14 protein-coding genes are annotated in these 14,560 nt (G+C 31.9%); 7 read left to right on the plus strand and 7 right to left on the minus strand.

Translation table 11 applies throughout. From position 1 onward, the window contains the following. Positions 1-47: 47 nt before the first annotated feature. Positions 48-1,484 (minus strand): sodium:solute symporter family protein, encoded by a 1,437-nt coding sequence (locus tag B5X81_RS21785; protein ID WP_079494886.1) that lies wholly within the window; start codon positions 1,482-1,484, stop codon positions 48-50. A 294-nt stretch (positions 1,485-1,778) separates the two neighbouring features. Then, positions 1,779-2,423 (minus strand): helix-turn-helix transcriptional regulator, encoded by a 645-nt coding sequence (locus tag B5X81_RS21790; protein ID WP_079494888.1) that lies wholly within the window; start codon positions 2,421-2,423, stop codon positions 1,779-1,781. Positions 2,424-2,715: 292 nt separating this feature from the next. Between B5X81_RS21790 and B5X81_RS21795 the strand changes: the two genes are divergently transcribed. The 3 genes from B5X81_RS21795 to B5X81_RS21805 all read left to right on the plus strand — a co-directional run bounded on the left by B5X81_RS21795 (position 2,716) and on the right by B5X81_RS21805 (position 5,475). Next, entirely contained in the window at positions 2,716-3,483 is a 768-nt protein-coding gene (locus B5X81_RS21795) for an IclR family transcriptional regulator (RefSeq protein WP_079494889.1), read from the plus strand. A gap of 146 nt (positions 3,484-3,629) precedes the next feature. Then, positions 3,630-4,259, plus strand: a complete 630-nt coding sequence (locus B5X81_RS21800) for a bifunctional 2-keto-4-hydroxyglutarate aldolase/2-keto-3-deoxy-6-phosphogluconate aldolase (RefSeq protein ID WP_079494891.1) — start codon at positions 3,630-3,632, stop codon at positions 4,257-4,259. 193 nt (positions 4,260-4,452) lie between these two features. Beyond that, on the plus strand, positions 4,453-5,475 hold the full coding sequence (locus B5X81_RS21805) for a sugar kinase (RefSeq protein ID WP_079494892.1): 1,023 nt from the start codon (positions 4,453-4,455) through the stop codon (positions 5,473-5,475). 112 nt (positions 5,476-5,587) lie between these two features. Here the strand turns inward: B5X81_RS21805 and B5X81_RS21810 are convergent, their stop codons facing one another. The 4 genes from B5X81_RS21810 to B5X81_RS21825 all read right to left on the minus strand — a co-directional run bounded on the left by B5X81_RS21810 (position 5,588) and on the right by B5X81_RS21825 (position 9,765). Then, the gene (locus B5X81_RS21810) at positions 5,588-6,175 is read right to left on the minus strand and encodes a GDSL-type esterase/lipase family protein (protein WP_170917546.1); all 588 of its coding nucleotides are present in this window, start codon (positions 6,173-6,175) and stop codon (positions 5,588-5,590) included. A gap of 182 nt (positions 6,176-6,357) precedes the next feature. Further along, positions 6,358-7,536, minus strand: a complete 1,179-nt coding sequence (locus B5X81_RS21815) for an ABC transporter permease (protein ID WP_079494895.1) — start codon at positions 7,534-7,536, stop codon at positions 6,358-6,360. A gap of 11 nt (positions 7,537-7,547) precedes the next feature. Continuing rightward, a complete protein-coding gene (locus tag B5X81_RS21820; RefSeq protein ID WP_079494897.1) occupies positions 7,548-8,237 on the minus strand; it encodes an ABC transporter ATP-binding protein in 690 nt (229 codons plus the stop codon). A 1-nt stretch (position 8,238) separates the two neighbouring features. Then, positions 8,239-9,765: an efflux RND transporter periplasmic adaptor subunit gene (locus B5X81_RS21825; RefSeq protein ID WP_079494898.1), complete on the minus strand. Its 1,527-nt coding sequence runs from the start codon at positions 9,763-9,765 to the stop codon at positions 8,239-8,241. A 704-nt stretch (positions 9,766-10,469) separates the two neighbouring features. On the opposite strand from B5X81_RS21825, the gene B5X81_RS21830 reads away from it, so the two are divergent. From B5X81_RS21830 to B5X81_RS21845, 4 genes are read left to right on the plus strand one after another with little or no spacing between them, the layout of a single operon-like run. Then, positions 10,470-10,667, plus strand: coding sequence for a DUF362 domain-containing protein (locus tag B5X81_RS21830; protein ID WP_079494900.1), 198 nt, complete (start codon positions 10,470-10,472; stop codon positions 10,665-10,667). Between the two features lie 26 nt (positions 10,668-10,693). Continuing rightward, positions 10,694-11,752 (plus strand): 3-methyl-2-oxobutanoate dehydrogenase subunit VorB, encoded by a 1,059-nt coding sequence (locus B5X81_RS21835; RefSeq protein WP_079494901.1) that lies wholly within the window; start codon positions 10,694-10,696, stop codon positions 11,750-11,752. A 2-nt stretch (positions 11,753-11,754) separates the two neighbouring features. After that, positions 11,755-12,495, plus strand: coding sequence for a thiamine pyrophosphate-dependent enzyme (locus B5X81_RS21840; RefSeq protein ID WP_079494903.1), 741 nt, complete (start codon positions 11,755-11,757; stop codon positions 12,493-12,495). 2 nt (positions 12,496-12,497) lie between these two features. Then, positions 12,498-13,046 (plus strand): 2-oxoacid:acceptor oxidoreductase family protein, encoded by a 549-nt coding sequence (locus B5X81_RS21845; RefSeq protein ID WP_079494904.1) that lies wholly within the window; start codon positions 12,498-12,500, stop codon positions 13,044-13,046. A 188-nt stretch (positions 13,047-13,234) separates the two neighbouring features. Here B5X81_RS21845 and B5X81_RS21850 read toward each other — a convergent pair whose 3' ends face one another. Further along, positions 13,235-14,560, minus strand: coding sequence for an MFS transporter (locus tag B5X81_RS21850; RefSeq protein ID WP_244282204.1), 1,326 nt, complete (start codon positions 14,558-14,560; stop codon positions 13,235-13,237).

Genomic DNA, 14,560 nt, shown 5'->3' on the forward strand with positions numbered 1-14,560 from the left:
TTCTCCCTTTTTGATATTTTTCCCATTCTATCTATATAAATTTCTAATTATTTTTTACGATTCTCTTGAATAAGTCTTAATGCTTCTTCTCGTGATACTTTATTTTCTGATGTCATTAGACTTACAACGACACATGCAATAAAGGCCCCAGCTAGAGAAGGAATTGTTGGGTCTCCTAAAAGCTCCATTAATTCACCGCTATTTGTTGCTAAAATAGAACATATAGAACCTCCTATCAAAGCTGCAAGTCCACCTTGCCAAGTAGCCCTTTTCCAATATTTACCCATGATTGAAGCTACTGCAAGCCCTGATAAGGTTGTAGATATCATATTAGCAATATAATTTGTAATATTCGTTGCTCCAGCAGCCATTACAAAGGCAATTCCTAATGTTAATACAGTAGCAATACGTGAGTTTCTAACCATTTTATCTTCATCTGGCATTTTTCCAAAAACCATACTATAAATATCAGTCATTAAGATTGTAACCCCTGCTATTGCATCTGAATCGCCGGAAGACATAGTTGCACTTAATCCAGCAATTAAAATCAACATTCCAAGTCCTGCTGGCAGAACTTCCATTGCCATAAATGGAATTGCAAAACTACTATTTTCTAATGAAGGATTAATGGTAAAGGCTGACATTCCAATGATAACAGGGAAAACAGCAAATATGGCATATAGTCCAGCAGTCCATAAAAAACCTTTTTTTACAGATTTAACGTCTTTTCCAGAATAAATTCTATGGCGAAAAGATGGGACTGCTAATCCTCCCACTGTAATTGCAATTAATAATGATATTGCTGGAATAACTCCATATTTCTCTATTCCTAGAAAGGAAAGGGCATCATTTGGCACTGCTTGTCTTATTGCTTCAAATCCACCTGCTTCTGGTATTGACATAATAGCTACAACAATAAATCCGACAAAAAGAATAATTGACTGTATTGCATCAGTCCATACAACAGCTAAATATCCTCCAATGGTAACATAAATACCAAAACCTAAAACTGTAATAAGCTTAGCAGCTAAAAGGTCAATACCTGTAACCCATGACAAATACATACTTCCTCCAAGTATATGGGCTCCTAACCAACCTACTGAAGCAATATAAATCAAGATTGACACAATACTTTTTATATATTTATTTGCTCCATAATAAAAAGAAATTTCTTCAGACATAGTTAAAAATCCATATTTACGCACATCTGCAAATAAAAGTGCAACTAATACAATACTTGCAAAACCACCAACTCCATATAATAGACCAGCCCAACCATTGGTATATCCAAATCCTGAAGCACCCATACTAGATCCTGTTCCTACTTGTGTTGCTAACATTGTACCAATTATAAGAAATACATTAATTCCACGTGAACCTATTAGATAGTCTTCTCCTGACTGGCCCCTAGATACACGCCATCCTATAAATACCATTAGAGCCATATATATCGAAAAACATACAAAAAATATCGTAGTGTTCATAATAACCCTCCTTACAAAATTTTCTATTTTCTTGCTATAAATAAGATTTTGATTTATAATTGTATTCGTAAAGTTTTTTATATATTTTTATTTTTTTGGCAAAGTTTTTCTTTGCCTTTTTTCTTTTTATATAATCTAAAGCTTTTTAATTTAACTCTACTTCACCTCCTTTCATATATAAAATTTTCATTTCCCTCCTTTCTTAATTTATAGTAACTTTAATAAAAAATCTATCTTGTAAAAATCTCTATAGATTAGTACTAAACGTTTTCCACAAATTCATTCAAAAGCCATTTAATCATTAGTAGTTCTTATTTCTTCCAAGTAATTATATAGAGTATACTTAGAAATATCATAAAACTTTGATATCCTATCGCCTGATTTTTTAATTAACAAAGCACCTTTCTTATCCAAATAATCTAATCCTTTCATCTTATCTTCCTTTGTCATTAATGCCACTGGCTTACCAATCTGTTGAAGAGATTCTTGAATAAGTATATCTAATAACTCATCTACATTATTTGTAAAAAATTCTTTTGTTTCTTCATTTTTCTCAAAATTTATTAAACTTTTTAAGTTTGATTCAACCATAATAAGATTTGTGATATCAAAATTAATACAAATACTTCCAATAACATTTCCATCATCATCATTTATATATATAGATGATGATCTAAGAACTCTTCCTTCTTTAGTTTGAGTCACATAATTATACCTATCTTCTCCTTCTACTGTCCCTCTTAAAACTTCAAGCCCTAAATTTGTTCCTGAATCTCCAATACCTCTGCCAGTTACATGTCCATTTTCTATAGCTACAATCGTACTATCATATGGTCTTTTTAAATCATGAAGTACTACTTCACAATCCTTACCAAATTGCGCTCCAATACATTTTATTATTCTTTTAAATAATACAATTTCTTCTTGTATATTTTTCATCTTTTTCTCACTTCCCAATCCTTCGGTTTTATTTTAATATATAAAAATCAGATTATATTTTTCTTGGATATTTTTTAGTATAACATAATAAAGTGAATTTATCAAAAAAATTTTTTGCTTAAAAAAATTTTTTTTAGCAAAACTTATTGTCTAAATTTGCTTTTTTATAAATCCTCAACTTTTTTAAATATATTACTGTAAAACTAAAATTTATAATAAAACTTATTGCATATTATATTTTTTTATCCTATACTATCAATTAAGTTCATATTCAGAAAGGGTGATTCATAATATGAAATCTGATATTGTACAATCAGTGGATAGAGCCTTTGATATATTAGAAGCTTTAAGGGATGAGGATGAAATTGGTTTAATAGCTTTATCTAAGAAGGTAAATTTGAATAAAAGCACTGTCCACAGGCTTTTAAATACTTTAATTTATAGAGGATATGTTAATCAAAACTCAGAAAATAATAAATATAAGCTTTCTTTTAAGTTTTTGGAAATTGGTAATAGCTGCTTAAATTCTCTAGATATAGTAAGTATAGCTAAACCCCATATTAAAAAACTCTCAGATAAAACAAATGAAGTAGTTCACCTAGTATTAATAGAAAAAAGTGAAATTGTATATATTGACAAGATAGAGTCTCATAATACCATAAGAATGCATTCTTATATTGGAAAAAGAATACCAATATATTGTACTGCGGTGGGTAAAGCTTATATGGCACATTTGAAAGATAATGAATTTTTATCTCTTTGGAACAATATAGAAAATAATCTAAATAAGCTAACTGAAAATACAATTACCTCAAAGGAAAAGATGATAAAGGAATTAGATGACATAAGAAATAATGGTTTTGCTGTGGATAATGAAGAAAATGAAAAAGGAGTAATATGTGTTGCTGCGCCAATATTTAACTATGATAAAAGTATTAAATACGCCATAAGCATCTCTACCCCTAAAATGAGAATTAATAAAGAAAAAATAAAATGTTTTGGAAAACTGGTTAATGAAACCACTAAAGCAATTTCTAAGGATCTTGGATATGTTTATTAATATTCAAGATCCTTTATTTTTTTTATAAATTTTAAAAAATATAAATTTCCCCTTGCTAAAACATCTTTTTTTTCTTATAATCTAAGTAAAGGTTCATTTTGCAAAACATAGTTTCATAATACGAAACTGATATTAGGAGGGTACTTATGAGAAAATATGAAATTATTAAAAGAATCGAAGATACTGGTATCGTTGCTGTTGTTAGGGCTGAGAATACAGAAAAAGCTATGAATATCTCTAAAGCATGTATGGCAGGTGGAATAGATGCAATAGAAATTACTTTTACTGTTCCAGGAGCACATAAAGTAATTGAAGATTTAACTAATGAGTTCGGTGATAAGCTTTTGGTAGGTGCAGGTACTGTCCTTGACAGTGAAACAGCAAGAATAGCTATACTAGCTGGAGCAAAATACATAGTTAGTGCAGCCTTTGATTTAGATACTGCAAAACTATGTAATAGATATCAAATTCCTTATATGCCAGGCTGCATGACTATAACTGAAATTATTAGGGCTATGGAAGCCGGTGCAGATATTATTAAAGTATTTCCTGGAAGTGCCTTTGGACCATCGGTTATAAAAGCCATTAGAGGACCTCTTCCACAAGCTGTGCTTATGCCAACCGGTGGAGTTAGTCTAGATAATGTTGATCAGTGGATTAAAAATGGCTGTGTTGCAGTTGGAGCCGGTGGAGCCTTAACTAAAGGTTCATCAGAAGATATAACTGAAACAGCTAAAAAATTTGTTGCAAAAATTAAAGAAGCTAGAAATTCTTAAATATATAATGCTAATTTACGGTCGTAGCCACTGAGAATTCTTTTGTCTCATGTAATAAACCTGTTTTAATTATATATTTGAATGATAAACAGGTTCATAAAAATCGCCGGCGAGGAAACCTCAGGGGCTACTTCCTTACTTAAATTTTTTATACGAATCTATATATTACTAATTTATTAATGGAGGTATTACTATGAAGAAAGTAGTTACTATGGGAGAAATAATGCTTAGACTTTCTACCCCAAGATATGAAAGGTTCATTCAAGCGGATTCCTTTGATGTTGTATATGGTGGTGGAGAAGCAAATGTTGCTGTTTCTTTAGCAAACTATGGACTAGATTCTCATTTTGTATCAAAGCTACCTGAAAACCCAATTGGAGATAGTGCAGTAAATCATTTAAGAAGATTTGGAGTGAATACTGACTATATTGCAAGGGGTGGAGATAGAGTTGGTATCTATTATCTAGAAACAGGTGCTTCTATGAGACCTTCTAAGGTTGTTTATGATAGAGCTAATTCATCTATATCTGAAGCTGATATAAAGGATTTTGATTTTGATGAAATATTTAAAGATGCTGAGTGGTTCCATTTTTCAGGAATTACACCAGCTTTAAGTGAAAAAGCTACTCTACTTACAGAAGAAGCTCTAAAAGCTGCTAAAAAGCATGGAGTTACAGTATCTGTTGACTTGAATTACAGAAAAAAATTATGGACTCCCCAGAGAGCTAAAGAAGTTATGACTAATTTAATGAAATATGTTGATGTTTGTATAGGAAATGAAGAAGATGCTGAAAAGGTACTTGGCTTTAAACCTGGTAATACAGATGTAACTACTGGAGAACTAGAGCTTGAAGGTTATAAAAGCATATTTAAACAAATGAAGGAAACCTTTGATTTTAAATATGTAGTTACAACCTTAAGGGAAAGTTATTCTGCTTCTGATAATGGATGGTCAGCTCTAATCTATGATGGAAATGAATTCTATCATTCTAAAAAGTATGATGTAAGAATCGTTGATAGAGTTGGCGGAGGTGATTCCTTCGCTGGCGGATTAATCTATTCCCTTATATCCGGAAAAGATTATAAAGATGCTTTAGAATTTGCAGTTGCTGCATCTGCTTTAAAGCATACAATCCATGGAGATTTTAATCTAGTTTCTGTAGATGAAGTTGAAGCTTTAGCAAAGGGAGATGCTTCCGGTAGGGTTCAAAGATAATTGAAAATAATGCTATTAATGAGTATTTTTACTCATTTCATATATATTTGTATTTCCTCACATTCCAACAAAAAACTGCTTATGAGCAGTTTTTTGTGATTTTTAATCATATCTATTTAATAAATCTTAAATTATCCTGGGCACTTATAACATTCAACATCATTTCATTACCCTTGGGTGTAAAATGTAATCCATCAATATAAATATCCTTGGTATTTTCCTCTGTTATCTTTTCATCTAACTCTTTACAAAAGTCTATCACTTGCACATTAAAAATCTTACTAAATTCCATAATCCACTTTCTCAATTTTAATAATTCTTTATTTACCCTTTCAAAATTAGTTATACTAGACCAATATTTTTGTGCCATGTAGGGCTCAGTAAGGGGCTGGGTTCCAATAATAGGTATTATATTATTTCCATAGGATTGATGCACCATGGTAGAAATATTGGATCTAATAATATTCAAAGGAACTCCCATAATCAAATCATTGGCTCCTCCCATAATAAGTACATAAAAGGGCTTATTGTCTACAACATCCCGATAAAATCTTGAGAGCATTCCTCCGGTAGAATCACCATTGATACCTTTATTTAGTACCTTAATATCATACTTGTTTTCCATTAGTTTCGTCCAAACCTCTGACCTTCTTACTTTAAATCCATAGGTCAAACTATCACCAATACAAACTATTTTCAAGATTATTAGCTCCTTTCTTATAGATATGCAGTTTTTTAAAATCCTATATAAAGATTTAATCAATACTACATCTATTAATATATTTTATCAGATTTTGTAATTTATCACTGGATAAATAGAACATTTTAATAAAAGCTTTAGAATTTTTATTAATAAAAATTCTAAAGCTTTTTTAAAGTTAACTATTCAAATCGTAGTGCATCAATAGGTTTCAATTTGGCTGCTTTATTGGCTGGATATATTCCAAAAATAACTCCAACTGCCAATGAAAAACAAAATGCCAATAAAATAATTTCAATACTAACCTTAGTTTGAAGTGGTGTGAATTTTGTTACAGCACTACTTACACCAATTCCCAGTAAAATACCGATTATTCCACCTACACCGCTTACTACACTGGATTCTATTAAAAATTGTAAAAGTATATTTTTACGCTGAGCACCTATTGCCTTTCTAATACCTATTTCCCTAGTTCTTTCTGTCACTGATACAAACATTATATTCATAATCCCGATACCTCCAACCAATAGAGATATACCAGCAATCCCCCCAAGCATTAAGGTAAGAATCCTTGTTGTCTTATTTACTTCTTTTAATATTTCTTCAGGGGTATATATATAAAATTGTCTTGAATATTCATCCTCTGGAGGATATAACTTTTCTAAAGATTTCTTTATTTCCTCAGAAAGGTTTATTACTTCATCCTTACTTTTTGCTTCAATCATGATGTTGTCTATTCCCTTTTTTCTCATAACCCTCTGCATAGTTGTAATAGGAATATATACCTCTTCTTCTGACATCATAAACATTGAAGCTTCTTTATCTTCAGCTACACCTATAACCTTATAAACTTCTCCGTTTATTTTTATATCTTTACCAATAGGGTCTTCGCCCTTAAAAAAGGTCTCCATCATCATATTATTTATCACTGCAACCTTTTGACGATATTCTATATCAAGGGGGGCAATAAACCTTCCCTTTGAAAGTTTTTGATCATTCAATCCAATATAATTACTATCGGCGCCCTTAATAGGAAAGCTCTGTTTAGCATCCTTATACTTTACCTCACCATTAGAATTTAAGAGGGCCGATACACTTTTTACATCAAATTTTTCATAATAATCCATCGTGTCTTCATAGTCCATAAGCTTATTAGGGTCCTTTGGGAAAAGGTTAATATTCACAATATTTGATCCCTTTTCCAAGTCAGCAGTTATTGTAGCAGTTGCTCCTTGACCTATGGATACTAAAACTATTATGGAAAAGACACCTATTATTACTCCCAGCATCGTCAGTAAGGATCTCAATTTATTAGAAACTATTTCTTTAATAGAAAGTTTTATTATTGTAAGTAAATCCATTTTTATCCCCTCTATATCTGATTTATTTCGCCTACAATTTCCCCATCCTTTATTTCGATTATTCTGTTGGCCAGCTTTGCCACATCTTGGTCATGGGTTATCAGTATTACAGTAATTCCTTTTTTATTTAAATCTACTAGAATATCCATTACTTCATCACTTGATTTACTGTCTAGATTTCCAGTTGGTTCATCGGCTAGAATCAATGGAGGTTTTCCTGCGAGGGCCCTGGCAATAGCTACTCTTTGCTGCTGCCCTCCTGACATTTCTGAGGGTTTATGCTTTAGTCTATCTTTAAGACCTACCATTTCCAGGGATTTCAATACATTTTCTCTACGCTTTTTCTTATCTACACCTTTATATAATAAAGGAAGCTCAACATTTTCATAGGCGTTTAACTTTGGAAGCAAATTAAACTTTTGAAAAATAAAACCTATTTTTCTATTTCTTACAATTGCTAGTTCCTTTTCGCTATAGGCATTAATATCCTTTGAATCCAATAAATATTCTCCAAATGTACATGTATCCAAACAGCCCATTATATTCATCAGTGTAGATTTACCTGAGCCACTTGCGCCGATTATAGAAACAAACTCTCCCTGCTTTATATCTATTGATATTCCCTTTAAAACCTCTACTTCTAAAGGTCCTGTTTTATAGGTTTTCCTTATATCCTTCATTTGTATTATTGATTTTTCCATTTTAATATACAGTCCCCTTTAATACTTTATCTCCTTCTTTTAATTTATCCGAATTAATTTCTGCAAAATCCTTGGATACCAGTCCAACCTCTATTTCAATTTCCTTGGCTTCTCCATTTTCATCCTGCATATTTATATAATATTTTCCTTCTCTTTCATTTACACAGTCTACCGGAACCATTAATACATTTTCCTTAGAATCCAGTAGAATTTTCACACTGGCACTCATACCAAGCTTTAAATTCTTTGGATCATCTATACTTATAGTAACATCAAAGGTTGCAATCCCATTTTCAATTTTTCCTACTTCAGATATATCAGTTACTTTTCCTTTAAAATTTACATCTTCTAAGGCAGGCACATTTATAACGGCTTCCTGACCTTTTCTGATTTTTAGAATATCTAATTCATCTACAGGAATAGTCACCTCTAAATTATCTAAATCTGCCACCTTTGCTACTACTTCCTCAGAAAGTATATTTTCACCAGAAACTACATCTAGCTTTATTAAGGTTCCTGAAATAGGTGCATATATAGCATCCTCATTCAGCTCTTTCTTTTTATTATTCAATTCCAATTTTTTGTTTCTTAATCGCTTTTCTTGAATTTCAATCTCCCTTAAATGATCCTCATTGCTGATTTTTCCAAGAATATCCCCTTTATTAATTTTCTGATTTTCTTCAACATTTATTTCACTTAATGTCCCAGCAATCTTAAACTCTACGATTTTATTAGTTTTCCATTTTAACTTGCTAGATTTATTTTGTGATGTATAATAGAATCCACCTTTGTTAATTTTTACTTGAACCTCATTACCTTCAATCAAAGCTCCAGGATTTTTTAATTCAATGGTTACATCATGCATCAATCCACCATTTTCTGTTCCATAGCCTTCCTTGCTTATTTTAGTAATTTTCCCCTTTATTGTTTGATAGCTTCCCAGTAAAACAACATCTACATTATCGCCAATATTCATTTTTTCAACTTGTTTATTACTAAAGGGGGCAACTACTTCTAAAATGCTTTTATCAATAATTCTTAAGAATTTTTGATTATTCGATATTTCTTCCCCTTCTTCTACAAAAATTTCACTAATTGTACCGGAAACAGAAGATTTTACTATTAGATTCTCAGCTTCTTCCTTTAATTCTTCAAGCTCACTTTCTGCTTCAAAAACATTTAAATCACTTTGCTCTATTGTTATGCTGTCGGATTCATCTCTCAAATCCAATATTATATCTTCCTTATTTACTTTCTGTCCTTCACTGGCATATAGATTTCCTACTGTTCCATTCTTTTTCGTTTTCAATTCCTTTACTACTTTAGATTGAATATTCCCTGTTCCAGTTATATTTGTCTCAATATTCCCTTTTTCCACAACGGCAGTATTGTCTAAACCAATATTATTTTCTTCTAAATTATTCATGCCTTCAATATTTGATTTTTTCTTAAAATTCAAAAACAATGCTGTTCCTACTGCAATTACTACAATAATCACAAGTCCAATTTTTAAATATTTTTTCTTCACTTAATACAACTCCTTGTGTAATTTATTCAAGCTAAAAACAACTATAATATTATATAGCAAACATTATACATAATTTATACTACAAAGTCCATTCATTTAACTTACAAAACAATTCATAAACTTACATTTTTGTCACCTACCCAATTGAACTTTTAATTTCTTTATCTATATAGATTTCCCATAGTAAAATTTAATTTATACGTATCAAAATATCCAGCATTTCTAAGGATTTTTGAGATGTATAAATTAACTATTTTACTGGAATATCTATATACTTATAATTACAATACCATAAATCATTCGACAATTTTCTTAATATTTTTTTAATATTTTGCATTCTTTTTATAAGTGAGCAAATTGCATAATTACCTTCTGTAAAAACTATCTACTACATATAGTTTAAAAATCTCCAAAGACATACCATATATATTATGCAACCCAGCCAAGTTAGAATTATGCAATTTCCTCAAGTATTATAAATTTCAAAGAAAATAATGAATGCTTCTGGGATTTTTTTAATGTATAGATTTACTTTCCAATTTTATTCACTATATATTTGGATTTACAATTTTATGGATTAATGATATACTAATATTGAAAAGAGAACGATGTTCTATTAGATGGAACGGATATAAAAACAATTATTAGAACCGTACTCATAAAAATAGTACACATAGGACTCTAAGTTAGGAGGGAATTTTATCATGAAAGTAAAGGTTAATTCAAAAAGATGCAAACAATGTGGACTATGCTTGGTGAACTGTCCTAAAAATGCAATAACATTCACAAAAAATTTCAATGAATTTGGATACAGAACTGTAGTAATAGACGATGATAAATGCATAGCCTGCGGTATTTGCTATACTATGTGCCCAGATGGGGTATACGAAATTTTAGGTTAATACATAATTTAAGGAGGAAAAAAATTATGGGAGATATGATCAAAGGTAATGAAGCTATAGCTGAAGCTGCAATAAGGGCCGGAGCAAGACTATACGCAGGATACCCAATAACTCCATCTACAGAAATAATGGAATATTTATCATGGCGTATGAATGAGGTTGGTGGAACATTTATACAGGCTGAAAGTGAAATAGCTGGAATAAACATGGTAATAGGTGGAGCAGCATGTGGAGTTAGAAGCTTTACTGCCTCTTCTGGTCCTGGAATAAGTTTAAAACAGGAAGGTATTTCTCAATTATATGATGAAGAACTAGCTGCAGTTGTAATCAATGTTGTTAGATATGGCAATGGCATAGGAACTCTACACACATCCCAATGTGACTATTTGAGGGAAACAAGGGGTGGTGGAAACGGGGACTACAGACCAATTGTACTATCCCCTGCAAGTATTCAGGAAGCCGTTGATTTAATTGGATTAGCCTTTGACCTTGCTGAAAAATATAGAACTGTTTGTACACTTATGACAGAGGGAGCCCTAGGACAAATGATGGAACCCTGTGACCTTCCTAAATTTAAGGAAGTCAAAAGACACACCTGGGGTTTTGACGGAAAATACTCATATAAAAAGGTTGGTATTTTCGATAGAGATTCTATGAAAGAAGCCACCTTATTAAATAAAAAACACAATACCATTAAAGAAAATGAACAAAGATGGGAAGATGGAGATGTAGAAGATGCAGATTATATCTTTGTATCCTATGGATTACCAGGAAGGTCTACTCAAGGTGCAGTTAAACAGCTTAGAGCAGAAGGTTATAAAGTAGGGTTTATTAGGCCAATTACTGCATGGCCATTTCCAGAAAAAGCCTTTACTAAAGTGAATCCTAATGTTAAGGGCTTTATTACAGTTGAATCTAATGCAACTGGACAAATGGTGGATGATGTTGCATTAACAGTTAAAAAATACTTAAAAGCAGATATTCCAATCTTTTGCTTACCCTATGTCTATGGAATACCAGCCATGAAAACTATAAAATCTGACTTTGCTAAAATAATATCCGGCGAAATTAAGGAGGTATACTAATTATGGCTAAATCAAGAAAAGTTCCTTCAATAGCAGATAAGCCTTCATCTTTTTGTCCTGGTTGCGGACATGGAATAGTAATTAGACTTATATCCGAATGTTTAGAAGAACTGGATCAAGACAACAATATAATTTTTGGAATAGGCGTTGGATGTTCAAGCTTATTAGGGGGAATACTTGAAACAGATAGATTACACTGTCTCCATGGTCGTGCTTCAGCAGTTTGCACAGGCATGAAAAGGGTATCTCCAGAAAACATAGTAGTTTCATATCAAGGTGATGGTGATGCCTATAGTATAGGACTGGCAGAGACAACCAGTGCTGCATATAGGAATGAAAATTTCACAGTTATTATAGTAAACAATACAAATTATGGTATGACAGGCGGTCAAATGAGTAATACAACTATGCCCGGTCAAAAAACTACAACAACTCCTTATGGTAGAGACTGCTCAATAACAGGTGCTCCTATAAAATTTCCGGAGCTTATTGCAAGTCAATTTGATGTTGCATATGCTGCAAGGGGTACAGTTACTAATCCTGCCAATATAAACAAGTTAAAGGGCTATATAAAAAACGCTTTAGATGCTCAAATAAAGGGTGAAGGCTATTCTGTAGTTGAAGTTCTTTCGCCTTGCCCAACCAATTGGGGAATGACTGCATTACAAGCTATGGATAGATTAGAAGAAGAAATAATTCCATACTACCCATTGGGAGAATTTAAAACTAGGGAGGTAAAGTAACTATGAAAGAAATCCTATTTGCCGGTTTTGGAGGTCAAGGTGTACTAACAGCAGGACTGGTAATTTCACAAATAGCTGTGCATAAAGGCTTAAAAGCCACATGGATACCTTCCTATGGCTCTGCAATGAGGGGTGGAACTGCCAATTGTACAGTTAAATATGGAAATGATACAATATATAATCCTTCTCAAGAAGAACCAGATATACTATTAGCCATGAACAATCCTTCTTTACATAAATTTATCCATATTGTGGCTCCAGGTGGAACAGTAATAATAAATAGCGATATGGTTACATATGATAATACTATTAGAGACGATATTAAAATAATAGAAGTTCCATGCTCCAATTTAGCCAAGGAAATAAATCATCCAAAGGGCGCAAATATTATAATGGCCGGGGTCATATTAAAGATAACAAACGATTTTACAGAGGATGAAGGAATAAAGGGTATGAATGACATGTTTAGAAAAAAGGGTAAAGAAAAATTTGAAGAAATAAATACAAAGGCCCTTAAATTAGGATATGATTTTTTTTATAAACATAACTAACTTTAAAAATGGAAACCTCAGAGGTTGCTTCTCTTTATTTGGTTTAACGAACATAAATATACAAATAAAAAATAATGCTTTGAGTAGATTTTCTAACTCAAAGCATTATTTTTTATTTCAAGTAATATTCTTTAGCCCAGATTATTCATGGAAAGTGTGTAAGTAGTTTCTATATTCTAAGGCTTTCATCAAAATTTTCTATATATATTTTTACATCCTGTTTCTTTTACAAATAGAGATGAAATAAATCCTATTACTGCTGCTATAAGTACTACTGTAAAGGCTTTTTGGTATAAAGCTGCAGGTGATAATGTCAAGCTGTATTTGTCGAAAACCTTTGCAACTATTGGAGGAAGTACTATAGTTCCAAAAAATCCACCTATATTAGCTACTGACGTTGATACTCCGACATATTTGGGATGATTGACTTCCTTTATACAAGGCCAGCTTATTACATAAGCACAACTCATAAAGCCTACCATAAATATTAAGGGTAATAGTAGGAATGATGGAGGCTGCCCTCCCTTTGCAAAGACTATAAAAACCCATGTAAAGACGTATAACCCACCAGATATAAGCAAAGGCTTTTTTCTGCTTCTTATTTTATCTGATATATTTCCAATTACCATAGAACCAATGGCACTTCCCAATACTCCAGCTGTTATATAATTGGAGGATTGTATTGTGGATTTTCCATAAACACTGGATATGAATGATGTTCCCCAATATCCCATCATAATTACATAGGTCCCATAAAATCCTGCATACATGAAAAATACTGGCCAGGTTTTTGGGTTTTTAAGGACTTGAAGCAGTCCCGTCATTATACTTATATTGTCTTCATTAGATTCACTTTTATCTTCATTTAATTTTCCTTCTAACTCCTTTACTGAAGGCATTCCCAATTCCTTTGGAGTATTTCTTACTATAAAATATATTGCAGCAGCCACTACCATAGAAACTATACCTATTCCTCTAAAGGAATTCCTCCATCCAATATTTGAAACCATTAATGCCAGAGGTGTTTGTGCCAAAGCTCCTCCTAAAACCCCTATAAAGCAAGTGATTCCAGTCATAGTTCCAAATTCACTTTCTTTAAACCACTCTGATTGAATTTTAAGTATAGACACAAATACTACAGATGTTCCAAGTCCTACCATACCTCTTCCTACATATAATAGAGCTACGCTGTGGGAAAAGCTAAATAAAATTATTCCAAAGGCAGCTATTAAAGTGCCATAGGAGGCTGTTTTTCTTGCGCCAAGGGTATCAACCAATAGCCCAGTAGGTATTTGCATAATAAGATATATATAAAAAAAACTATTTCCTATAGAAACAAAGGTAGTCTCTGTTAATGCAAATTCAGCAATAATCGTATCCTTTACAACTCCCATTGATAGGGAATGAAAAAACTTTATTGCATATGCAAGTACGATTACTCCCCAAATTAACCAACGGTATTTCATCATTTTTTTAGCTTTTTCACTTGAGTTTATCATATTTAGACTGTACAT

Source organism: Maledivibacter halophilus, from assembly GCF_900167445.1.
GTDB classification, from domain to species: Bacteria; Bacillota; Clostridia; order Peptostreptococcales; family Caminicellaceae; genus Maledivibacter; species Maledivibacter halophilus.

Excerpts from the sequence above, each read along its gene's own strand:
- B5X81_RS21785 (WP_079494886.1), bottom strand. The coding sequence starts at position 1,484 with ATGAACACTACGATATTTTTTGTATGTTTTTCGATATATATGGCTCTA.
- B5X81_RS21790 (WP_079494888.1), bottom strand. The coding sequence starts at position 2,423 with ATGAAAAATATACAAGAAGAAATTGTATTATTTAAAAGAATAATAAAA.
- B5X81_RS21795 (WP_079494889.1), top strand. The coding sequence starts at position 2,716 with ATGAAATCTGATATTGTACAATCAGTGGATAGAGCCTTTGATATATTA.
- B5X81_RS21800 (WP_079494891.1), top strand. The coding sequence starts at position 3,630 with ATGAGAAAATATGAAATTATTAAAAGAATCGAAGATACTGGTATCGTT.
- B5X81_RS21805 (WP_079494892.1), top strand. The coding sequence starts at position 4,453 with ATGAAGAAAGTAGTTACTATGGGAGAAATAATGCTTAGACTTTCTACC.
- B5X81_RS21815 (WP_079494895.1), bottom strand. The coding sequence starts at position 7,536 with ATGGATTTACTTACAATAATAAAACTTTCTATTAAAGAAATAGTTTCT.
- B5X81_RS21820 (WP_079494897.1), bottom strand. The coding sequence starts at position 8,237 with ATGGAAAAATCAATAATACAAATGAAGGATATAAGGAAAACCTATAAA.
- B5X81_RS21830 (WP_079494900.1), top strand. The coding sequence starts at position 10,470 with ATGAAAGTAAAGGTTAATTCAAAAAGATGCAAACAATGTGGACTATGC.
- B5X81_RS21835 (WP_079494901.1), top strand. The coding sequence starts at position 10,694 with ATGGGAGATATGATCAAAGGTAATGAAGCTATAGCTGAAGCTGCAATA.
- B5X81_RS21840 (WP_079494903.1), top strand. The coding sequence starts at position 11,755 with ATGGCTAAATCAAGAAAAGTTCCTTCAATAGCAGATAAGCCTTCATCT.
- B5X81_RS21845 (WP_079494904.1), top strand. The coding sequence starts at position 12,498 with ATGAAAGAAATCCTATTTGCCGGTTTTGGAGGTCAAGGTGTACTAACA.
- B5X81_RS21850 (WP_244282204.1), bottom strand. The coding sequence starts at position 14,560 with ATGTACAGTCTAAATATGATAAACTCAAGTGAAAAAGCTAAAAAAATG.